General features: G+C 43.1%; 18 protein-coding genes. 9 read left to right on the top strand and 9 right to left on the bottom strand.

The window, feature by feature from the left end; genetic code table 11:
- The first annotated feature begins 1 nt into the window (after position 1).
- Both C4S38_RS05050 and C4S38_RS05045 read left to right on the top strand, forming a co-directional pair.
- On the top strand, positions 2-1,126 hold the full coding sequence (locus tag C4S38_RS05050) for an aldose epimerase family protein (RefSeq protein WP_103982812.1): 1,125 nt from the start codon (positions 2-4) through the stop codon (positions 1,124-1,126).
- Positions 1,127-1,141: 15 nt separating this feature from the next.
- Positions 1,142-3,238, top strand: a complete 2,097-nt coding sequence (locus C4S38_RS05045; protein WP_103982811.1) for a glycoside hydrolase family 127 protein — start codon at positions 1,142-1,144, stop codon at positions 3,236-3,238.
- A 322-nt stretch (positions 3,239-3,560) separates the two neighbouring features.
- On the opposite strand, the gene C4S38_RS05040 is transcribed toward C4S38_RS05045, so the two are convergent.
- Positions 3,561-5,000, bottom strand: coding sequence for a Gfo/Idh/MocA family oxidoreductase (locus C4S38_RS05040; RefSeq protein ID WP_103982810.1), 1,440 nt, complete (start codon positions 4,998-5,000; stop codon positions 3,561-3,563).
- Between the two features lie 244 nt (positions 5,001-5,244).
- Here C4S38_RS05040 and C4S38_RS05030 point away from each other — a divergent pair, with 244 nt between their 5' ends.
- On the top strand, positions 5,245-5,763 hold the full coding sequence (locus C4S38_RS05030) for a GNAT family N-acetyltransferase (RefSeq protein ID WP_103982808.1): 519 nt from the start codon (positions 5,245-5,247) through the stop codon (positions 5,761-5,763).
- 2 nt (positions 5,764-5,765) lie between these two features.
- Here the strand turns inward: C4S38_RS05030 and C4S38_RS05025 are convergent, their stop codons facing one another.
- The gene (locus tag C4S38_RS05025) at positions 5,766-8,039 is read right to left on the bottom strand and encodes a DUF6259 domain-containing protein (protein ID WP_103982807.1); all 2,274 of its coding nucleotides are present in this window, start codon (positions 8,037-8,039) and stop codon (positions 5,766-5,768) included.
- 164 nt (positions 8,040-8,203) lie between these two features.
- Between C4S38_RS05025 and C4S38_RS05020 the strand changes: the two genes are divergently transcribed.
- Both C4S38_RS05020 and C4S38_RS05015 read left to right on the top strand, forming a co-directional pair.
- A complete protein-coding gene (locus C4S38_RS05020; protein WP_103982916.1) occupies positions 8,204-9,748 on the top strand; it encodes a glycine--tRNA ligase in 1,545 nt (514 codons plus the stop codon).
- 10 nt (positions 9,749-9,758) lie between these two features.
- Entirely contained in the window at positions 9,759-10,283 is a 525-nt protein-coding gene (locus tag C4S38_RS05015; RefSeq protein ID WP_103982806.1) for an FKBP-type peptidyl-prolyl cis-trans isomerase, read from the top strand.
- A 508-nt stretch (positions 10,284-10,791) separates the two neighbouring features.
- Here the strand turns inward: C4S38_RS05015 and C4S38_RS05010 are convergent.
- From C4S38_RS05010 to C4S38_RS04980, 7 genes are all read right to left on the bottom strand, one after another.
- On the bottom strand, positions 10,792-11,601 hold the full coding sequence (locus tag C4S38_RS05010; protein ID WP_103982805.1) for a LytR/AlgR family response regulator transcription factor: 810 nt from the start codon (positions 11,599-11,601) through the stop codon (positions 10,792-10,794).
- 4 nt (positions 11,602-11,605) lie between these two features.
- The gene (locus tag C4S38_RS05005) at positions 11,606-12,358 is read right to left on the bottom strand and encodes a LiaF transmembrane domain-containing protein (protein ID WP_103982804.1); all 753 of its coding nucleotides are present in this window, start codon (positions 12,356-12,358) and stop codon (positions 11,606-11,608) included.
- Between the two features lie 506 nt (positions 12,359-12,864).
- A complete protein-coding gene (locus tag C4S38_RS05000; protein ID WP_103982803.1) occupies positions 12,865-15,171 on the bottom strand; it encodes a glycoside hydrolase family 3 N-terminal domain-containing protein in 2,307 nt (768 codons plus the stop codon).
- A gap of 134 nt (positions 15,172-15,305) precedes the next feature.
- Positions 15,306-16,256 carry a nitrilase family protein gene (locus C4S38_RS04995; RefSeq protein WP_103982802.1) on the bottom strand — a complete coding sequence of 317 codons (951 nt, stop codon included), beginning with the start codon at positions 16,254-16,256 and terminating at the stop codon, positions 15,306-15,308.
- A 117-nt stretch (positions 16,257-16,373) separates the two neighbouring features.
- Positions 16,374-17,129: a succinate dehydrogenase/fumarate reductase iron-sulfur subunit gene (locus tag C4S38_RS04990; protein WP_099463982.1), complete on the bottom strand. Its 756-nt coding sequence runs from the start codon at positions 17,127-17,129 to the stop codon at positions 16,374-16,376.
- 25 nt (positions 17,130-17,154) lie between these two features.
- Positions 17,155-19,098 (bottom strand): fumarate reductase/succinate dehydrogenase flavoprotein subunit, encoded by a 1,944-nt coding sequence (locus C4S38_RS04985; RefSeq protein ID WP_103982801.1) that lies wholly within the window; start codon positions 19,096-19,098, stop codon positions 17,155-17,157.
- Positions 19,099-19,156: 58 nt separating this feature from the next.
- On the bottom strand, positions 19,157-19,855 hold the full coding sequence (locus C4S38_RS04980) for a succinate dehydrogenase cytochrome b subunit (RefSeq protein ID WP_103982800.1): 699 nt from the start codon (positions 19,853-19,855) through the stop codon (positions 19,157-19,159).
- A gap of 408 nt (positions 19,856-20,263) precedes the next feature.
- Here C4S38_RS04980 and C4S38_RS04975 point away from each other — a divergent pair, with 408 nt between their 5' ends.
- The 4 genes from C4S38_RS04975 to C4S38_RS04960 all read left to right on the top strand — a co-directional run bounded on the left by C4S38_RS04975 (position 20,264) and on the right by C4S38_RS04960 (position 23,676).
- Complete coding sequence (locus C4S38_RS04975; protein WP_099463978.1) at positions 20,264-20,737, top strand: pyridoxamine 5'-phosphate oxidase family protein; 474 nt, start codon at positions 20,264-20,266, stop codon at positions 20,735-20,737.
- A gap of 21 nt (positions 20,738-20,758) precedes the next feature.
- Complete coding sequence (locus C4S38_RS04970) at positions 20,759-21,208, top strand: hypothetical protein (RefSeq protein ID WP_103982799.1); 450 nt, start codon at positions 20,759-20,761, stop codon at positions 21,206-21,208.
- A gap of 50 nt (positions 21,209-21,258) precedes the next feature.
- Entirely contained in the window at positions 21,259-22,152 is an 894-nt protein-coding gene (locus C4S38_RS04965) for a serine acetyltransferase (protein ID WP_103982798.1), read from the top strand.
- 87 nt (positions 22,153-22,239) lie between these two features.
- A complete protein-coding gene (locus tag C4S38_RS04960) occupies positions 22,240-23,676 on the top strand; it encodes a THUMP domain-containing class I SAM-dependent RNA methyltransferase (protein ID WP_103982797.1) in 1,437 nt (478 codons plus the stop codon).
- Positions 23,677-23,712: the final 36 nt, after the last annotated feature.

The following is a 23,712-nucleotide window of genomic DNA, read 5'->3' as shown; positions in this document are numbered from 1 at the left end:
CATGAAACAAATATTATTCTTAATTCTTTTATCTATGATGGGTATACAAGACGGACAAGCCCGCCACTCCAGGTTGGGCAGGGCAGACTTTCAGGCAAAGGTAGACGGTAAACAGACCGACTTATATTATCTGACAAATAAAAACGGGGTAGAGATTGCCGTTACCAACTTCGGAGGCCGGGTTGTGGAGATATGGGCTCCCGACAAGAACGGACAGTTTGCAGACATTGTGCTGGGACACGACAATGTAAACGCTTACGCGAACTACAAGGGCGAACGTTTCCTCGGTGCAACGATCGGCCGCTACGGCAACCGTATCGATAAGGGACAGTTTACGCTGGACGGTAAAGATTATCAGCTCCCTATTAATGATAAGCCTAACAGTCTGCATGGTGGCGACAAAGGTTTCGACATGGTAGTATGGGATGCGGATCAAACAAACCCCCAGACATTGGTGCTGTCTTATGTGTCCAAAGATGGCGAGCAGGGCTATCCTGGAACCATGAAGGTGAAGATGACCTACCACCTTTCCAATGACAACGAATTTGTTATCACGCACGAGGCTACCACCGACAAGAATACCGTAATCAACCTCACGCATCATTCTTTCTTTAATCTGCATGGCGCAGGCAACGGTACGATCAACGACCATGTATTGATGCTTAATGCAGATAAATTTACACCGGTGAATAATGTGCTGATTCCTACCGGAGAACTGACTGATGTAACTGATACCCCGATGGATTTTCGCAAGGCAACCCCTATCGGTGAGCGGGTAGACAACAATTTCGAGCAACTTGCCTTCGGACATGGATATGACCATAACTGGGTACTAAAGCGCAAGACAGCCAACGAATTGGAACTGGCTGCTTCCGTTCACGAACCCGTTTCGGGCAGATATATGGAAGTTTGGACTACCGAGCCGGGCATCCAGTTCTATGGAGGCAACTTCTTTGACGGTTCGATGATTGGCAAACGCGGACAAAAGTACAATTACAGGGCTTCGCTGGCTTTGGAAACACAACATTTCCCCGATAGTCCGAATCATCCGAACTTCCCTTCTACCGTATTGAAACCGGGGGAACAGTATAAACATATTTGCGTATATAAATTCGGAGTGAAATAATAAATAACAGGATATATGAAACTACATGCACTCACATTACCGGCTTGCCTTCTGTTGGGAGCCGTTGCTTGCTCTCCGGGCGAGCAGGAGAATACGGATACAGGTATTCATTTTCTGGAAGTAAATCAGGTAAAGGTTCAGGATGCTTTCTGGAAACCTAAATTTGAACAGTGGAATAAGGTTACCACCAACGATGTGTTCGACAAGTTTGAAGGCAAACACCTTCATAACCCGGACCCTAAGAAGATGCACAATACGTTCGAAAACTTCGACCGTGTGGCTAATGGCGAGCGTAATGTGGGAGACCATGCCGGTATGCCATGGTTTGACGGTTTGGTATATGAGACGATCCGTGGCGTTTCCGACCTTATTGCCCAACAGTCTAATCAGGCTCTCGAACAGCGTGTGGACGGTTATATCGACCTTATTGCCAAGGCACAGGCCTCCGACCCCGACGGCTTTATCAACACTTATACCCAGCTGATGGAAGACAATCATCGCTGGGGTGAAAACGGCGGTATGCTCCGTTGGCAGCATGATGTATATAATGCCGGTATGCTTGTTGAGGCAGGTGTGCATTATTATAATGCTACAGGTAAGACTAAATTACTGGAAGTGGCTACCCGCTTTGCCAACCATATGTGCGATTACATGGGGCCGTATCCTAAAAAGAACATTGTTCCGGCTCATTCCGGTTCGGAAGAACCGCTTGTTAAACTGTATTGGTTATACAAGAATAATCCGGACCTTAAACAAAAAGTAAGTGTTCCGGTAAACGAACAAGCCTATTTTGATTTGGCTACGTTCTGGATCGAGAACCGTGGCCATAACTGCGGACAGCCTTTGTGGCTGACTTGGGGTAATCCGGTTGCCGAGCAGTGGATCCGCGATAATAAATATGCCGATCTTCAGTTCGGCAATCATTCGCGCCCTTCTTTCGGCGACTATGCGCAAGATTCTCTTCCCCTGTTCCAGCAACAAACAATAGAAGGACACGCCGTTCGTGCCACCCTCTTTACAACAGGTGTTGCTGCCGCTGCTCTGGAAAATAAGAACCCTGATTATATTGCTGCCGTAACCCGTTTGTGGGATAACATGGTGGGTAAGCGTATGTTCGTAACCGGTGGTGTTGGAGCCGTTCATTTCGACGAAAAATTCGGCCCCGACTATTATTTACCAACGGATGCTTATTTGGAAACATGTGCTGCTGTTGGTGCAGGCTTCTTTAGCCAGCGTATGAACGAACTCACCGGAGATGGTAAGTATATGGATGAGTTCGAGCGTTCCCTCTACAATAACGTATTGACCGGAATTTCTCTGTCCGGCGATCATTATACGTATCAGAACCCCCTGAATGCCGAAAAGCATGCACGCTGGGAGTGGCACGAATGTCCCTGCTGCCCGCCCATGTTCCTGAAGATGGTTTCGGCCGTTCCCGGCTTTATCTATTCACATCAGGGCAACACAATCTCTGTGAATCTGTTTATCGGCAGTGAAGCTACCGTTAACCTTAGCAAAAACCTGTCTGTAGCCGTTAAGCAAGAAACGCGATATCCGTGGGACGGATCTGTTACGCTGACGGTAGATCCGGCTAAGCCGGCCGATTTCGCATTGCGTGTACGCATACCCGGATGGGCACAAGGCGTCGAGAATCCCTATGGACTTTATAAGTCAGATGTAAACTCTCCTGCAGAACTGAAGGTGAACGGCGAGCCGGTGCAAATGAACGTTGTAAAAGGCTATGCTGAGATCAATCGTAAATGGGCTAAAGGCGATAAGGTAGAACTGTCGTTGCCGATGCAACCCCGTATCATCACTGCCGATGGATCTGTTACCGACCTGAATAGTATGGTAGCCCTTGCTTCGGGTCCGCTGGTGTATTGTCTGGAGGGTTGCGATAATACAGACCTGAAAGATATCAGGTTTGATACCCGATCTCCTATGTCTTTGAACTATCGCAGCGACCTTTTGAGCGGGATTAATGTGATAGAAGGCAAAGCATTCGATAAGGATGAGAAGGAGATTGCCGTGTCTGCCATTCCGTATTATGCGGTAGGAAACCGTACGGAGGGAGATGCATATAAAGTTTGGCTTCCTGTTAAAGGCAAGTAATAAGTACTTTTCAAGGATTTGGATTGTGTGTAAGACCGGGAGAGAGGCACCTCTTCCGGTCTTTTTTTAGTATCCTTTAAATTGATTAGATATTCTTCACTTTGTCACCTTCTGCCACCATCTTCGGGGCTGTCCTTAAATTATAAAATGGTTTGATATTGACTGTATCTTGCTGACATTGGCAATGTCGGGCAGCTTGTCGAATACGGCTTTCCCTGGTCCTTTCAAAAAATCATCAGGGTGTTTTTAGAAAATCATCGGGATCATTTTTCTAAAACATCCCGATGATTTTAAATCTTGCAAGCCACCTTTGTTTGGTAGGCTAACTTATTTTGTAATATTCTTCCCAACCTTTTCGTGGAGGTTCACCTACCAGCATTTGATTGGCTAACTTGTTATTGCTGATTTGTTTGGTTTCTCTGTCAAATATCAGCTTTTCTCCTAGTTGCTGGCTAAGTACGCCTAAGCAAAAGACTTGGCTTAACGGACCTGCAACAGAGAATGGCGAACGCGTTTTCTCTTTTCCCTGGCAAGCCAGTAAGAAGTTTGCGTAATGGTTGGAAGGGCTTTGCGGTACTTCCGGCAACCGGGGTTCCATCTCTTTTGCCTTTTCCTCCGGTATAATGGAAAGGGTGCTGCTGTGTGAGCCTCCCTTGAATGTGAGTGTTTTTGTGTAAATTTCTTTACCCGGATTCAATTTGGCAGGCTGTATTTTTCCTCCTGCCACGGTGGGAATATTCGGGTCGAGTTCCGATACGCCATATCCTTCGGGTACGGCCGGTATATTGTCCAGTCCGTCGTACCAGGTGACATCTACGGCCGGCATGGTTCCTCTCTCTGGAAACTTGAACAGGATGGTAGACGACATGGGGAAGAAGAACGGGTTGTGGTCTTTGAGGTAGATTGGGTTGATCTCCGTGGGTAACCCCAGATCGAGGAACTGGTGGGCTGTGTCCAGAATATGTGCTCCCCAGTCTCCCAAAGCGCCCATGCCGAAATCATACCAGCAACGCCATTGTCCCAAATGAAAATCGTGATTGTAGTCGTGATGTTTTACTACACCAAGCCAGGTATCCCAGTCCAGCGTAGAGGGGATGGGTTCGGCTACCGGAAAGTGGGTTATTTTCGGGTCCCATCCATGCCAGCGGCGCGGATTGTTCATGTGGGCGGTGATGGCTGTTACATCTTTGATAATGCCGGCTTCCTGCCAGGCTTTAAACTGGAAGTAGTTAGCTTCGGAATGTCCCTGGTTTCCCATCTGGGTTACTACTCCGAACCTCTTTTCGGCCTTCATCATCAGCTCCACTTCGTTGAAGGTGCGTGCCATCGGTTTCTCTACATATACATGCTTGCCGTGTGCCATGGCCTCGATGGTGATGGGGAAATGGGCATGGTCGGGCACACCTACCGTGACGGCATCAATTTTATCCGCCATTTTGTCGAACATCTTCCGGAAGTCCTGAAAACGGGGTGCATCCGGAAACATGGAGATGATTTCCTGCGTATGCGGAGCGCCCATGTCTACGTCGCATAGGGCTACAACGTTACAGAGGCCGGTATTGTATAGTTCTTTTGCAATCTCTCCTCCCCGGTTGCCTATGCCGATAAAGGCAATGTTGACTCGGTCGTTTGCACTGACAAACGGAGAAGTTGGCAACGTGCGTCCTTTAGCCGGCGTCCAAATAGAAGGAATAACGGCGGTTGCCGAAAGAGCAAGTGTTTGTTTCAAAAATAGGCGGCGTGAAATATCTGTTGATTTCATGATATAGTTATTTAGATATTAATAAGTCTGATCAAACAAATGTAGGAAAAACTCTTTATTCTGCTTTGTTGTTTCAATGGAAAATATTATTGATATTTGCGGCGTGAAACAGAAAACTGATAAGATATCCGCATAATACAGCCTGATAACTTCTTTTTCAGGCTGGACTACTCCGTATTTTTGATACATGGACGTATCGAACTTATTAATCATATCATATAATAACATCTTAAAAATAATAGAGATGAAAACTGGTTTCACAGTAAGACAAACAACAGAAGCGGATTATTCTACAGTATATAACCTGATACAGATAGCTTTCCTGACGGCCGAACATCGTGATGGAAACGAGCAAGACTATGCCGTAGGTTTGCGTAACAGCGATAAGTATATTCCGGAATTGGATTTAGTGGCTGAGTTTGGCGGCAAACTGATCGGGCATATCATGTTTACGAAAACGTATGTAACAAAACCGGACGGCAGCAAGTATGACACTCTTTTGGTTGCTCCCTTATCCGTGTTGTTGGAGTATCGAAGCCATGGGGTTGGCTCGGCGCTTATGAAAGAGGGATTTCGCATAGCGGAATCGCTGGGATACGGATCGGCCTTTCTGATAGGTGATCCTAATTACTACCAACGTTTCGGATATAGATTATCGCATTTGTTCGGTATTAATCACGAAAGCTTCCCGGTCGAATATGTTATGGCTAAGGAAATAACCGCCGATTCGTTGGATGGAATCAGCGGTTTGATCAGCATGTAATGTTATTGTTTGGGAATAAACTCCAGAACACAAACTCCACGGGCCGGCATGTCAAAATGAATGTTGGCCTTGCTGTGGGCGTATGTTTGCAAAAGAAGGCGCGTACTGTCTGTTGTTACATACACTTCTCCTTCCGAAGGCAAATCATAATCGGATAGGTTGATTGTGAAGTCCACCGGTAGCTGTTTATCGCTTATGCTGGCCAGTGCGATTCCGATAGCCCCGTCGGGTGACTTCCATGTTCCGGTATATAACGAAGGAACTGTTTTCTTGAATTTGGAAACGTTGTTTCCGGTGCGGCCTACGTAGATGGAAAGTTTCGATATGTCGATTTCCTGATTTGGTATGTTGATCTCCGGAGTACGGCAGTATTCGCCATAAAGTAAATAACCGAGTGCCTTATAACGTGTTTTAACCAGTTTGATTAAAAAGTCTATTTCTTCTTTACGGTCTTTGGCCAAGAAGGCATGGTAATTGGCAATGGTAGGCTGCATTCCCCATACGAAAGCACGCGATTGTTCCATCAGGAACTGCGAGTTGAAGTCTTCAGGCAATGCTTTTTCTTTATTGGCCGGGCTGTATTGGGCCGGCCATAATTCGTCGTAGGGGGGATATACCAACGAAGAATAGCTGCCATAGGTTATAGCGTAGTCGTGATAAACGGCCTGATATAACGGAATAGATTCGATATTGCTGATACCGGCATAACGCTCGCGGCTTGTTTCTAAAGTCAGAAAGAGGTCGAGATTCGAAATCCAGTCTTCGCCCGAACCTTCTCCGGCAAGAATGGATTGTTTTTTGTCGGTGATTTTACTTCGGATGAGGGAGGTTAGCTTCTGGAATCCGTTTATCCAGTAGTTGCCTCCTCCCAGGTCGTGTCCGTGACTTTTGTCATAACACTGGAAGTTCATGCAAGCCTGATCCATATATACGCCGCTGGCCTGATAGAAGTTTATCACACTGTCGCACAAGGAAGCATATTTATTTTGCCAGAACTCTGTGGCCATACACATCGGGGTGATGGATTTGTTGGTAAATATATTGTAAGCATGCTCGTATGTCTTCCCGTCTATGGTTTTGGCACAATAGGGTTCGGCATTTTCCGATTTCCAACTATCGGTGGATGTTCCCCATTGAAAGGAATTCATATACACAATGCTTCGTACCCCTTTCTGCCGGGCGGCGGTTACAGCTTCGATAAAAGATTTGCCTCCTTCACGCGGAGGGAGGTATTCGGGGAAATAATCGTCGTAAGAACAATTGTGCCACCAATGCCAAAAGACATTGACCGGCACTCCGGCTCTTTCCTGAAGGTCGATAGCTTCAGGCAGTACATTTGGTGATTTGCCCCTGTTCCAAACCCATATACCTGTCTGGGGTAGCCATTCTGCCGTTAAGTTGTTTTTGAACCGGCTTTCCCTGCACCATTTCTGTTGGATACCCCATTCGCGATACATTTTTGCTGCTGTAATCCAGTCTCCGCGAAAAGATCCGAGTATGGCTTGGTAGGCAGGTTGATAGCTGTCTATCCGATTGTCGAAAGGCGGAATGTTGGTTATGCTGTATTCCAGTTTGTTATTCGTATCGAATGTCAATGAGAAGTTTTTAGTATAGGCAAGCGTATCGTTGCAGGAGAAATAAATGCCGCTCGATTCTTTGTTGTATAAAGCCATTAGTTGCATAGACAGGTGTCCCGGGTGGTTCCATGTGTAGGTTGCCGGTGTTTTCTGTTTTACTACTTCTGCCCTGGGGTTTTTTATGAGGCTGCCCAGCCAGGTAGCTGCAGCCAGTTCTTCATTACCCAGGTCTTTGATACCGGCAATAACGGGAAACTTAACATTCTGAATGTTTTGTTCTCCCATTCCTTCTACTTTGATATTCCAGTAAGATAAAGCTTTTTCTTTATCGAGTGATACGGATGCTATTACTTTTAAGCCGTTGGTTCCGTCTGCTTGTTGCCATTCAATGTTGAGGGTGAGTGGGTCCGGCTTTTGGAAGCTTACCTTTGTTGGCAGTTTCTCCGGTGCCGGAGTTCCGGCGGCAACATCCAATAGCCAGGGCAAACCCTCTACGGCTGCCGAGTCTATATACTCGTATGAAGTTGCAATGTCGGAAAATGAGATCAGCTTTCCTGTAGATCGTTCAAAACCTAATTTGATTTTCCCGTTGTTAATAGATACGACGTCTCCGTGTAAAGTATTTGTACAACCTGATGTAAAAGCCAGGAATATACAAATGGAGATAAAGAAGATAAATGTTTTCGTGGGTGTTTTCATATATGAAAAAATAAATGCATGGTTGAAAAATCGTAAATGTAATAAAAATACGGATTTGTATTGTTATTTTTAAAAGTAAATTAAGTGTTTATCAGAAAGAAGCGTTCTAAATGTATCGTATTTTGATGAAAAATCACTTACTTTGCGCCATTAATTATTTTATCATGGCACAAGAAGATGTTTTTAAGAAGTTAGTTTCGCATTGTAAGGAATACGGTTTTGTATTTCCCTCATCAGAGATATATGATGGTTTAGGTGCAGTGTACGATTATGGACAGTATGGCGTTGAGCTGAAAAATAATATAAAAAAATATTGGTGGGACAGTATGACGTTGTTGCACGAGAATGTAGTCGGCATCGATTCGGCTATTTTTATGCATCCCACTATCTGGAAAGCTTCCGGTCACGTAGACGCTTTCAACGATCCGTTGATTGACAATAAAGACTCTAAGAAACGCTATCGTGCCGATGTGTTGATTGAAGACCATCTGGCTAAGATAGAAGAAAAGATGAATAAAGAGGTTGCCAAGGCAGCCAAGAAGTTTGGAGAAGCTTTTGACGAAGCCCAGTTTCGTGCTACAAATGGACGTGTGCAGGAATATCAGGCAAAATGGAACGAGATACACGAACGCTTTTCGAAAGCGCTTAACGATGGTAACTTTGAAGACCTTCGCCAGCTGATTCTGGATTGTGAGATTGTATGTCCTATCTCGGGAACCCGCAACTGGACGGAAGTACGCCAGTTCAACCTGATGTTTTCTACCGATATGGGTTCTACAGCCGATGGAGCCACCAAGATTTATCTGCGCCCGGAAACAGCTCAGGGTATCTTTGTCAACTTTTTGAATGTACAGAAGACCGGACGTATGAAAGTACCGTTTGGTATCGCACAGATAGGTAAGGCTTTTCGTAACGAGATCGTAGCCCGTCAATTTATCTTCCGTATGCGTGAGTTCGAACAGATGGAAATGCAATTCTTTGTTCGTCCGGGCGAAGAGATAGAATGGTTTAAGAAATGGAAATCTACCCGTTTGAAATGGCATCAGGCTTTAGGATTGGGTAATGAGAAGTATCGTTATCATGATCATGAAAAGCTGGCGCATTATGCAAATGCGGCTACCGACATAGAATTTGAAATGCCTTTCGGCTTCAAAGAAGTAGAAGGTATTCATAGCCGTACGGACTTCGACTTGAGCCAGCATGAGAAATTTTCAGGTAAGAAGATACAATACTTCGATCCTGAGCTGAACCAGAGCTATACACCGTATGTAATAGAAACTTCAATCGGTGTAGACCGTGTATTCCTGAGTATTATGGCAGGTTCTTATTGCGAAGAAACTTTGGAAAATGGAGAATCCCGCGTTGTACTGAAATTGCCGGCAGCGTTAGCTCCAATCAAACTGGCTGTATTGCCGTTGGTAAAAAAAGACGGACTTCCCGAAAAGGCAGAAGAGATTGTAAACATGTTGCGTTTCGATTTCCGTTGCCAGTATGATGAGAAAGATTCGATTGGCAAGCGTTACCGCCGTCAGGATGCAATCGGTACTCCGTATTGTATCACTGTAGACCATGATACTTTGAAAGATAATTGTGTAACTATCCGTTTCCGCGACACAATGGAGCAGGAACGTGTAAGTATCGATAAGTTGCATGATATAATCTCTGAGAAAGTTAGTTTGAAGAATTTATTGAAAAAGGTAATAGAATAAAAAACGAAGAATGAAGAAGTACCTGCAAATAGCCCTGATGTTGTTTTGCGTGCTGGTGGTTTCCTCCTGCAGCAAAAATGAAGATGCATTAGAAGTAGATGAAGCGTGGAAAATTGAAAATGATGAGGCCTTTCAGGCACAGATATTTGCTCCGGGTTTTCAGCAACTGAAGTCGCAAAGTAATGAAGGCTTTATTCTTTATAAAGTAATAAAGGAAGGCGAAGGTAAAGAACCTATTTATTATACAAGTACGGTTAAAGCTTACTATAAAGGCTCCCTTATTGATGGAACAGTTTTTGAATCTCATACATTTGAAGAAGGAGCTCCATCTAAATTTGAAGTTTCCGGAGTTGTGGACGGATGGACTACTGCTTTGCAACATATGCATGTAGGAGATAAATGGGAAATTTGGATTCCTCAGCAATTAGGCTATGGTGCCAGCGGAAAAAAAGCGCAAGCGGCAGGTCAGATTACGATACTTCCATATACGACATTGATATTTGAGTTGGAAGTTGCAGAAATAGTTAAACAATAGGCAAATCTATAGTAGTTTATAAAAAAGAAGGTTGTTTCGAAACCATAATGAAGCAACCTTCTTTTTGTATTTATAGCAAGCAGGGTATAAAAGGATATATGTTTTACTAATAAAAGTCCTGTTTTCTTCCTTCTATCCCAAAAGATGGTATAATGACTATGAACCGGCCTATATAGACTATGAAAAGTTGGAGCAGATAACTCGAAGAGGAGTTGTTTACGTGACTAAGATGAAGGAGGAGATGAGTGTTTGGGAATGAGACCCTTATAAACAATTAAAGCCTGTCTCACGACAAGCCCTAACCAAACTTTGTTAACCTTAAATCTAATACTATTATGAAAAAACCACAATGCAAATATACACCTGTCAATCCCTTTTGTCAATAGTTTCCCGGATAATATATGTTAAGCAATATCTTATATGTTGCCAAAAAGTGTTATTCAACATAAAAGTAAATACATTCCAATCAAAATATTGTAAAATTAACAGATAAGACATCTCTTAGAGCTTATAAAGACAAGCGTTCTTTTAGCAGTTTATAACCGGATAAACTTGCGCGGAGACAGATACCGTTCTTTAAACGTATCTGGTAATTTTCTTTTCCAAACAATTCGATACGTAGAATTTGTTCCATATTAACGATACAAGAACGATGGATGCGCACAAATATTTCCTGGGGCAAATGTGCCTCAAAATATTTCATCGTTTGCTCCTTGACATATTGTCCTGTGGAAGTGAAGAGGGTAACGTAATCCCCGCAAGCCTGTAGATAGAGCAATTCTTCTAAATGGATAATATGTATGCGTGAACCGTCTTTTACGGAAATGCGGTCGAGTATGGTTTCTTCATCAGCTTTTACAACAGATAATTCATTAATTGCATATTCCGGTTCGGACGGCTCAATGGATTCTTCCAGGCTTTGTTTTTCCAGGTTATATATGCGATACCACATCGACAAGATTACCCAGATTAAGGTTCCCAGAGTAAGCCGGAGCGGAATGGTGGCACAAAAATCTGTGATCGCTTCTTGTTGTAGCCATAATTCTATTTCCCACGCACCCGCCAGACTGATTATCTGGATCAGAATGCCTAGTAACAGATACATTTGTAATGAATGAATTACTTCAAAAATGTATCCGTACAGATATCCGGCTATGGCTAAAAGCCCAATGGAGATCAATCCATCTATACCTGCCATCCACCATTCGAGACCTCCATAGCAATATAGCAACAGGGAATAAATTGCCCATGTTGTTACCGTTGCCAGAAGTCCTGTCATCCGGTTTATGACTGATCCAAAAAACGGATGTGTTTGCATATGATTAATTCTTAAATTCAATACCGCCAAAAGTTACTTTCCCCCGGATAATCAGCACATGTTCCTGATCTGTTTCGGCTGAAGAGTGATAACGCTTGTCATCGCATCCGCCAATAACTGTATTGACTTGTGATTGTAAATTCCATTCGGCAGGCAAATAGATTTCAATACCTCCGAAAGTACATTCTACATCGATGAAGGTCTGCGCTGCTTCCAGTTTAGTTCGGCGCAAGTCTAATACTGTTCCGCCACATGTATTTCGGATATCCGCCCCTTTGAAAACCGGGTCTAATACGATTTGCTGAACAGAGCCAAATGTGTTGTAGGATATAACGAAACCATCCTGACTGGAATAATCTGTGTTGGAGTATGTGTTTGCTTCTTCCTTCCAATGTTTTTGGAAATTTCTTTGAAAATGTTTTTGATGGAAATTTGTGTTGGGCCTTCTTTGGGGTTTGAATAGTTGGAATACACCAATAATTACGAAGATAAGAGGCCAATAAACATGAAGCCAGTTACTGCTTGACCAACCTATTTCCGGTAGAATAAATACAACTCCTATTGCAGTGGTAATCAATCCTGCCCAAAAACGTTTACTTAATAGATTAAACAGTCCTACATATATGAGAAGTACTTGCCATGAAATAAGTATGGAAAATAAGCTATATGTAACTATCCCCATGTTTTTCAGAAACCAGACAATGCCGACAAAGATGAACGGAATTGCCCAAAATACACTTTTGTTATTTGTATTCATGATATCTTATTTTAAATTCGTTTGATACAAATGTAAGTTTGATGTAAAGTACATGCAATATAAAACCGCTTGATTACAGACAAATATCGGTGAATTACGGAATATTCCCGATAAAAAGAGATGGTATTTTAAGATAAGGGATGAAAAAAGGCTGCACATTACGTTGCTGCCTTGACCTTTTCAGGGGTGTGTTTTCTTCTTGTTTGGACTCCTTTTTACATAAAGGGGTATAAAAGTTCTTTAGGCTTACATGCTTCCGGTGTTGTAATGCGTAGATTCCGGACTTGTTTGAAATATTCTGCCTCTTATAAACAATTAAAGCCTGTCTCACGACAAGCCCTAACCAAACTTTGTTAACCTTAAATCTAATACTATTATGAAAAAACCACAATGCAAAAGTATGGCTTTTTCAATAAGTATCAATAGTTAAAATGCTAAATTGTGTTGTAAAACAGATAATAAATTGTAATTATGTTCGGATTTTTATTATTTATCCTCGTTTTAGGCTAATTACCTTTATATTCTGCTATTTCCCGGCATTGGATGTCTTCTGCCGATTTGGCAAACATAAATTCAAACAGTCCCGGTTCCGTAACATATTGCATGCGGGCATTCCATAAACCCAGTTCCTGATAAGGTATTGTGAATGAGATTCGTTTGCTTTCTGCCGGCTTTAATTCTATTTTCCGGAAACGTATTAACGACATAACTGGAGTAGTTGTACTGCTTACCAGGTCGTTTACATAAAGTTGTACTACCTCTTTCCCTGTTAACTGACCCGTATTTTTGACGTTAACGGAGACTTCTATGCTTTCTTTACCAAATGTCTTCTTTGAGATTTGCATATCCGAATATGCGAAAGAGGTGTAAGATAATCCGTAACCAAATGGGAATAGCGGGGCGGGAGAAGAGAATACATAATCTCTGCCCGGCTTCTCTTTTGTGCCCGGTTTGCGGTTAATACCTTTGCCGGAAGGTTTATAATCGTAACTGACCGGAATATGTCCCACTGATTGGGGTATCGTTACATTTAGCCGGCCCGAAGGGTTTACTTTACCGAATAGTATGTTGGCGATGGCGGCACCGCCTCTTTCGCCCGGGTACCAGGCTTCCAGTATAGCCGGTATGTTTTCCTTCTCCCACGAAATACTCCAGGGGCGTCCGTGTATTAATACGAGGATGACTGGTTTTCCCGTTTCTTTCAGTGCTTGTATTAATTCACGCTGTACACCTAACGGATTGATGTCAGTCAGGTCATACCCTTCGCCGCAGGTGAAAGGATCGCCTGCTTCTTGTTCTCCGGGCCCTTTTCCCCAACCTATACCGGAAAGAATCACACTGGTTCCTCCCAGGACAACTACTACGGCATCACCTTTTTGAGCAGTCTCTACTGCCTCGGCGAAGCCTTCCTTGCTTAGTCCTGATATGTCGCAGCCTTTGGCATAGTGTACTTGCATACGGTCTCCAACCAATTGTTTGATACCTTCCAACACAGTTACACCGGATTTGTTGTCACGGGTATACGAATAGTCGCCATATTGTACCTGATTGGCATTGGGGCCTATCACGGCAATACTTTTCAGCTTATCGGGATTCAACGGAAGCAGGTTGTTGTCATTCTGTAAGAGGATAATAGATTCTTCGGCAATCCTCTGCGCCAATTCGACGTGGGCAGGCAGATGAACTCTTTTCTTCAGATTGGCTATGTCGGGGTAAGGTTTTTCAAAAAGCCCGGCTTTAAACTTGACGGTCAGTATGCGCCGAACCGATTGGTTTATTAGTTCTTCCGATACTTTGCCTTCCTGTACTAAATGCACCAGTTCTGCATAATTCTCCGGCCGGGCTGCTTCGAGGTCTACTCCTGCGGTTATGGCTTGTTGTGCTGCCTCTGCTTTGTCTTTGGCTGTTTTATGGAAATAATGTAGCATGGATATGCCTCCGTAATCGGAGAATACATAGCCCTGGAAGTTCCATTCATTACGCAATATTTGAGTCAGTAGAAAATGATTTGCGTGGGCCGGCATGCCATCTACCTCATTATAAGATGGCATAACGGAATAAATGTTTGCCTTTTGCACTACTTTCTGGAAAGGAGGTAGGTGTAACGATCTCATTTCGCGTTCTCCCAGTGAAGAGGGAGCAAGGTTGATCCCTGCAATCGGTTGGCTGTATCCTGCAAAATGCTTGGCTGTGCACATCAGTTTGTTTTCAGGAATGGCTTTAAGTGTTTGTTCGGGTTTGCCTTGCATTCCTGTAACGAAAGCTGATCCCATCTCGCCTACCAGATACGGATCTTCTGCATAACATTCTTCATTTCGTCCGTAACGCGGATCTTTGATAAGGTCGAATAACGGAGATAATGCCTGATCTACTCCTGAAGCCGAAGCTTCGTAGGCTATTACGGAAGCCATTTCTTCTATCAATGAAGGACTCCATGTGCTTCCCTGCGCAATGGCTTGCGGAAATATGGTGGCTCCGTAGGCCAGTTGTCCGTGCAGGCATTCGCCTATTTGAATGGGAGGAATACCTAATCGGGTATTTTCGCGGGCATGTTTTTTTGCTTTGGCTGATAGTTCTGCAATTTGTTTTATGTCGATAAAAGGACTTTCGCATACGCCATATACGGATTTTGACTTGGGGAAGTCGGCAAGGCTAGTCATCGACAATTGTTCCACCTTTTCTTCCAGCGTCATTCGTTGAAGCAAATCTTCCACACGGTCTTTTATCGAAGCTTTCGGGTCTTTATATAATTGTGGATAGGCTGTATAGACAAATGCACTGGCCAAAAGAATAAACATATATTTTCCGTTCATAAGTAAATAGTATAGATTGTAAGACAAATATTGACTTTGCAAATGTATATAATAATGTACTATATTTCATTTATAACTTAAATGCTTTTTGTAAAAAGCATTTTCAATATCCGGTTGCAGCAAAAATCGGTTACCTATTCCTCTGTCAGCCAAGCTACCTTTTGGACCGAAGTGTGAGGTTGGCTGATGATGTCTGCATATAATTCAGGGCGGCGTGCGTTGAGGTAACGATGCCCTCCGGCTTGTGTTAGTTTTTCGGGGATAAGGGTGGCTGTTACGTAGTCGTCTCCCAGTTTCCGGCATTCGGCCAGAATATCACCAAACGGATCTAGTATCATAGAGCAGCCATTTTTTATTTCATTATAATCTTTTCCTATCGGGTTGGAAAAGACTACATAGACGGCATTGTCGTATGCCCGGGCCGGGAGCCATTTCATTAGCCAGGAACGACCTTTCAGCCCATCAAATTCCTGACGCAAGGTGGTAGGATCGGCATCGCGCTTTTCCCACAAAGCAGGATCAACCAAGCCGGCTCCCGGACGTGGAGAAAGTGTACACATGGTTACATGGGGCATGAAGATAATGTCTGCTCCTAACAATTTTGTAGCGCGGACATTTTCAATAATATTGTTATCGTAACAGATCAGAATACCGCATTTCCATCCTTTTATATCGAATACCACATATCGATCGCCCGGAAGAATATGAGGATTGATAAATGGATGGAGTTTTCGGTATTTTGCTTTCAGTCCATTCCCATCTACACAAATTTGTGCTTTGTAGATATTGTCGTTACTGTCTTTTTCAAAGAATCCGGCCAGCAGGGTGATATTAAATTCTTTTGCTATGCTGATTAATGTTTGCGTACTTTTGCCCGAAGGGATTGGCTCTGCAATGGCTAAAAGTTCTTCTCTTGACAACTCTTTTGCAAATGTGTATCCGCAAACGGAACATTCATGGAATGCTACAACCTGGGCACCTTCGCCAGATGCTTTACTACATATTTCCCGGATTACCGAAAGATTATAGGCTTTGTCGTTGTCACGTGTTTCAAACTGGGCAGTTGCTATTTTTAGTGATTCCATGTTGTGATAGGTCTTATGTGGTATTATTGTGGTTTGAAAAAATAAAGGACTGCATAATGTCATTATTTTGTATGACACCTGCAGCCCTTTGTATTATAAATCCGAATATAACGGATATTAGTCTTTCAACTTAGCCCAAATGAATTCGCGGTTCATGCGGGCGATATTGCTGACGGAGATGTTCTTCGGACATTCCATTTCGCAGGCACGAGTGTTTGTACAGTTACCGAAGCCCAGTTCGTCCATCTTGGCTACCATAGCTTTTGCACGGCGTGAAGCTTCGATTTTGCCTTGAGGTAATAAAGCCAACTGGCTAACCTTGGCAGAAACGAACAACATAGCTGAACCGTTTTTGCAAGCAGCGGCACAAGCACCGCAACCGATACAAGCGGCGGCATCCATAGCCATTTCTGCATCATCACGAGGAATAGCAATTGAATTGGCATCAGGTACACCACCTGTGTTTACTGAAACGAAACCACCAGCTTGAATGATTTTATCGTAAGCGTAACGATCTACCATCAAGTCGCGGATGATCGGGAATCCGGCAGAACGCCAAGGTTCGATCGTGATTGTCTCTCCATCGTGGAAACGACGCATATAAAGCTGGCAGGTTGTTGCTCCTGTAGCCGGACCATGTGCATGGCCGTTTACATAAAGAGAACACATACCGCAGATACCTTCACGGCAGTCATGATCGAATACAATAGGTTCTTTCCCCTCGTTGATCAACTGTTCGTTCAGAATATCCAACATTTCCAGGAAAGAAGTACCCTGGTTAATGTTTTTCAGCTGATAGGTTTCGAATTGTCCTTTTTCCTTCGGACCTCTCTGGCGCCAAACTTTAACTGAAATATTTATATCTTTATCCATGATTCTAATTTTTGTAATTGGTTGATTACTTCTTGTAGTTACGTGTCTGAGGTACTACGAATTCATAATTCAGATCTTCTTTCAACATAACAGGATCTTTGTCTTCACCCTGGTATTCCCAGCAAGATACGTACATGAATTTATCGTCGTGACGAAGGGCTTCGCCTTCTTCAGTCTGATGCTCTGTACGGAAGTGTCCGCCACAAGACTCTGCACGGTCTAATGCATCGTGAGCCATCAATGTACCGATTTCGATGAAGTCGGCCAGACGAAGTGCTTTTTCGAGTTCAACGTTCAGGTCATCACCTTTACCCGGAATATGTACGTTTGTCCAGAATTCTTTCTTCAGGTCTTTCAACATTTGGATAGCTTCTTCCAAACCTTTGGCATCACGGGCCATACCGATGTGTTCCCACATGATGTGTCCCAGCTTTTTATGGATAGAATCAACAGACTCTTTACCCTGGATGCCCATCAGTTTTGCAATACGTGCGTTGATAGCCTTTTCTGCTTCTGCAAATTCAGGCAGGTCTGTACTGAAACGCGGAACCTGAATCTGGTCTGACAGATAGTTCTGGATAGTATAAGGCAATACGAAGTAACCGTCGGCCAAACCTTGCATCAAGGCTGATGCTCCCAAACGGTTTGCACCGTGGTCTGAGAAGTTTGCTTCACCGATAGCGAACAAGCCCGGAATGGAAGTCATCAATTCATAGTCTACCCACAAACCACCCATTGAATAGTGTAATGCAGGATAAATCATCATTGGTGTTTCGTATGGATCGTCATTGGTAATTTCTTCGTACATATCGAACAGGTTGCCGTATTTAGCTTTCACTACTTCCTTGCCCAAACGGTTGATAGCGTCGGAGAAGTCAAGGAATACAGCCAAACCTGTATTGTTTACACCGAAGCCTGCATCGCAACGTTCTTTAGCTGCACGTGAAGCCACGTCACGCGGAACCAGGTTGCCGAATGCCGGATAACGGCGTTCCAGATAGTAATCGCGGTCTGCTTCCGGAATATCTTTACCTTTCTTTGTTCCAGCCTGCAATGCTTTTGCATCTTCCAGTTTTTTTGGAACCCAGATACGTCCATCGTTACGAAGAGATTCGGACATCAAAGTCAGTTTTGACTGATAATCGCCGTGTACAGGAACACAAGTCGGGTGAATCTGCACCATACATGGGTTTGCAAAATAAGCACCTTTCTTATAGCACTGCCATGCAGCTGAACCGTTGGATGCCATTGCATTAGTAGACAGGAAGAAGGTATTTACATAGCCACCTGTTGCAACAACTACTGCGTGGGCAGCAAAACGCTCAACCTTACCGGTAATCAGGTTACGGGCGATGATACCACGGGCGCGGCCATCAATTTTAACAACGTCCAGCATTTCGTGGCGTGTGTACATCTTTACTTTACCTAATCCGATCTGACGGCTTAATGCAGAATAAGCACCCAGCAACAATTGCTGTCCGGTCTGACCGCGGGCATAGAATGTACGTGATACCTGGGCACCGCCGAATGAACGGTTATCCAACAGGCCGCCGTATTCGCGGGCGAAAGGAACACCTTGTGCTACACACTGGTCTATAATACTGTTAGATACTTCAGCCAAACGGTATACGTTGGCTTCGCGTGCACGATAGTCGCCACCTTTGATTGTATCGTAAAACAGACGGTAAACAGAGTCGCCGTCATTCTGATAATTTTTTGCAGCATTGATACCTCCCTGCGCGGCAATAGAGTGTGCACGGCGAGGTGAGTCCTGGATACAGAAGTTCAATACGTTGAATCCCATTTCAGCCAGTGATGCGGCAGCAGAAGCACCAGCCAGACCTGTACCAACAACGATTACATCCAGACGACGTTTGTTTGCGGGGTTCACCAATTTCTGGTGAGCTTTATAATTACTCCACTTCTCAGCCAACGGGCCTTGAGGTATTTTAGAATTTATTTCAGTCATAATAATTTATTTTCAATGATTGATTATTAATTGTCAGCTTATGCAGAAAACCGGTTTCTTAGCAACCGCCAACACCATTCAGATAGAAAATAATAGTGATAATTGCAAAGATAGCACAAACTACGGTTGCAAAGATTTTAGAGATACATTCCCAACGGCTCATCCAGATGGTGTTGTTCCAACCCAATGTGTGGATTGCGCTCCAGAAACCATGAGTCAGGTGGAACCACAAAGCTACATACCATATCAGATATAACACGGTAATAAGGATGTTACCTTTGAAATAATAATTAATAAAAGTGGCGCCGCTCTGAGGAGAAGCTACTGTACCATCGCCCAGCATAACTTCATGGTGTCCCATTAATTCGGCAAACATCATGTTGTACCAGAACTGAGTGAAGTGTAATACCAGGAACAGGATTACAATAATACCCAGCACAAGCATGTTCTGAGAAGCCCATTCTACGCCTTTCGGACGGGCATTGATAGCGTAACGGTCGTTTCCGCGAGCCTTACGGTTCTGCAATGTCAGAATGAATGCGTAAATGATGTGGATAATGAAGCCTGCAGCCAACACCATTGTAGCAGCTACGGCATACCAGTTTGCTCCCAGAAATGCACAGATCGCGTCGTAAGCTGCCCCGGAGAATACAGCCGCCACGTTCATGGACATATGGAACAATAAAAACAGAATAAGGAAGATACCTGATATACTCATTATCAGTTTCTTCCCGATAGAAGAATTAAGTAACCACATAAGATAATAATTTAAGTTATTTAATTGTGTTTAGAAGTTTCAACCTTAAACTATGTAATTATCACGCAAAGGTATGCTAAATCCGCATATCAAGCAATAAGAATAAGGAAATATTTCTGTAATGAAAAATTTCTGACGTTGCCGGTTCTAAATGGCCTGGTGATGAAATCTGTTTTTGTGACGGACAAGTTTTGAGTTGACAATTATCGACCAAGCGGCCGACAATTGTCAACCGTATGGCTGACGACTATCAACCGTTCGGTTGATAATTATCAACATGAATTTTGTTGCCGGGAAAAAGCGGTGTTGGCCGGTGTGATTAAGATAATCCTGCGCAAGAATTGCATAAATAGAAAATACAGGATTGAACTTTTTTAATTATGTTTGTGAGCGTAATTGGAATAAGAGATGAAGACGCTTGTACATACAGAGAAAGAACAGATAGAATTTATAATCAGCAAATGTGATGTTTGCTACGTAGGCCTGGCCGATACGGACGGAACGCCTTATGTTTTGCCGATGAATTTTGGCTATCGCGATGGTGTTGTTTATCTGCATTCTGCACAGGAAGGGCGCAGTATTTCTATTCTGGAAAGAAACCCGAAAGTTTGTATCACCTTCAGCACTGATCATGCACTGGTGTTTCAGCACCCCGAAGTGGCATGCAGTTACCGAATGCGTTCCAAAAGCGTAATCTGTTGGGGCAAGGTGGCTTACGAAGAAAATTTTGACCGGAAAGTGGAAGCGTTGGATATTATAATGAAACAATATTCAGATAAGACTTTCAAGTATAGTGATCCGGCCGTTGTGAATGTTAAGATATGGAAGGTGGAAATGGACGAAGTGACCTGCAAGGAGTTTGGAGCACCGCATAAGAAGTAAACTATAAAAATAGAGATAATAATGAAGAAAAATTTTTTACTTTTTTTTATGATCTTGCTTGCCTTTACGGCTTGTGAAGGTCCGGCTGGCCCTCCGGGGCAGGATGGTTCTGGTATGTACTGGTTTGTAGATACATATACAATACGTGAGAAAGATTGGAAGATGTATTCTGATCCTGATGGGCGTAATCCGTATTATATGTGTGAAGTTCCGATAAAGGAGCTTACAAACGATCTTTATGTGGACGGAAATGTATTTGCTTATCTGATCCAGAATCCGGGACAAAATAATGAAGTGCAAACCCCATTACCATATACATTACCTTTGGAAAATACAGAGGATGCAAGATGGTCTGAAATTATTAACTTCGATTTTATGCCGGGGTCAATTGCTTTCTATGTAACATATAGTGATTTTGCAGTTAATGTACCGCCGGGGGAATTGCAATTTAGGGTAGTCTTGAATTATTGAATTGAAAAATAAGTTATCTTTGCGAAGCATAAAGAATATTCTGAGAAACAATGAATTTGCAGGAGCATAGCAAAGTACTGGGTGACACGGTGGATAAACTATCGGATGAGGCATCGTACAAGCAATTGTTTCATGCTTACCGGGATGAAGAGGCGCTTCCTTCGGCTGAGGTTTTGAAGGAAATCGTAGATTTGTGCCGGTCTGTTTTATTTCCCGGATATTATGGAAATGCACGTATTAACAAACAAACCATTCGTTTTCATACGGGTGTGAATGTGGAAACACTTCACGCTTTACTTTCGCGCCAAATCTATGCCGGACTTTGTTTCGCAGATGCTTCTTGTGTTACTTGTCCGGAGGAAAAAGTGTTTCGGATTGCGGAAAAGCATTCTGAAGAATTTATTTCTAATCTTCCTGAAATACGGGCTGTTTTGGCAACAGACATAGAAGCTACTTTTAATGGTGATCCTGCTGCGCAAAATCCGGGTGAAGTTATATTTTGTTATCCCGGTTTTAGGGCAATAGTCAATTATCGTATTGCTCATCAGCTTTACAAACAGAATGTTCCTTATATTCCACGAATCATTGCAGAGATGGCTCATTCTGAGACAGGAATAGATATCCATCCCGGAGCACGGATCGGCCATCATTTTTCAATAGACCATGGAACAGGTACAGTGATTGGCGAGACAAGTGTGATAGGGAACTTTGTTCGTATATTTCAGGGTGTCAGTCTGGCAGGAGAAAAATTGCCTCCGGATGAGAATGGCAATGCAATACGAGGTGTGGCACGCCATCCGGTATTGGAAGATCATGTTACTATTTATTCGAATGCAACATTAATTGGCAAGATACGAATTGGCAAGGGCGCTACAATATGCGGTAACGTATGGATATCGGAAGATGTTCCGGCCGGAGCGATAGTGCAGCAGATCGTTGGTTAATGGCTGTTGATTTGGATGGATGAATTTAAAAACAATATAAATAATCAAAATGCAGATTTGTGAATCTGTTTTCAACTTTCAATTGAAATGAACGAGACATTTGAAATGGTGGCCAAAACCCTTTATGGGTTAGAAGATATTTTGGCCGGTGAGTTATTAGCCTTGGGTGCCAACGATTTGCAAATAGGTCGTCGTATGGTTTCTTTTACAGGAGATAAAGAGTTGCTTTATAAGGCAAACTTTTGTTGTCGTACGGCACTTCGTATCCTAAAACCGATCTATCACTTCAAAGCCAAAGATGCAGATACCGTATATAATGAAGTAAAGAAAGTAGAATGGGAAAAATATTTGTCGTTAGACAAGACGTTTGCAATAGATTCTGTGATTTATTCCGAAGATTTTAACCATTCTAAATTTGTTGCATATCGCACGAAGGATGCTATTGTCGATTATTTTATGGAAAAGATGCAGAAGCGTCCTTCTGTCCGTGTGAATAATCCTGATTTATATATTAATATTCATATCTCGCATAATGATTGTACGCTCTCTATTGATAGCTCGGGCGAAAGTTTGCATAAACGCGGTTACCGTGTGGATCAAACAGAAGCTCCGCTGAATGAAGTGCTTGCTGCCGGTATGATTATGAAAACAGGTTGGAAAGGAGAATCTAATTTTGTTGATCCGATGTGTGGATCGGGTACGCTGCTGATAGAGGCTGCCATGATTGCTCTTAATATTGCACCAGGTATTCATCGTAAGGAATTTGCTTTTGAGAAATGGATCGATTTTGACCAGGAGTTATTTGATCGTATTTATAATGATGAAAGTAAAGAGAGGGAATTCACGTTTAAGTGTTACGGTTCCGATATTTCGCAAGCAGCTATAGATATTGCTTTGGAAAATATCCGGAGTGCGGGATTAGTAAAATATATTGATCTGAAAGTAGTGCCTTTACAGCAATATAATGAAGCACCACAGCCTGGTATACTGGTTATGAACCCTCCTTATGGAGAACGTATTTCGTCTCGTGACCTACTGGGATTATACAATATGATAGGTGAACGTTTGAAGCATGTATTTACAGGTTATCAGGCATGGATCTTGAGCTATAAAGACGAATGTTTTGATAAGATAGGACTTCGTCCGAGTGAAAAGATGAAGTTGATGAATGGCTCATTGGAATGTGAATATCGTTGCTATGAAATGTTTGATGGAAAGAATAAAGACTATAAGAAAGCTTTGAATGAAGGAAAAGATGAAGATCGTTCCGGCCGTTCTCCCGTAGTGAAGCGTTCTGATGGTTCGAAAACGGTTAAAAATACAAATTTCCGTACTGCACGCATGGATCGTCCGGATCGCCGTTTTGCAGCAGCTCATGGTGAGAATGATGAAGAACGTTCTAATTTTATCCCGGGTAAAAAGGTTGGAAAAATGCGTTATCGTGATGAAGGTCGGCGTCGTGATGATAAACGTTCATTTAAAAAACCTTTTAGAAGGGGAGGAAAGAATGATTTCGATGATTAAAAGAATAAGGCTGGTCTGTCTGCTGATCGTTTCTGT

Source organism: Parabacteroides chinchillae (genome assembly GCF_900108035.1).
GTDB classification, from domain to species: Bacteria; Bacteroidota; Bacteroidia; order Bacteroidales; family Tannerellaceae; genus Parabacteroides; species Parabacteroides chinchillae.
This window is presented reverse-complemented; position numbering and strand designations above follow the sequence as displayed.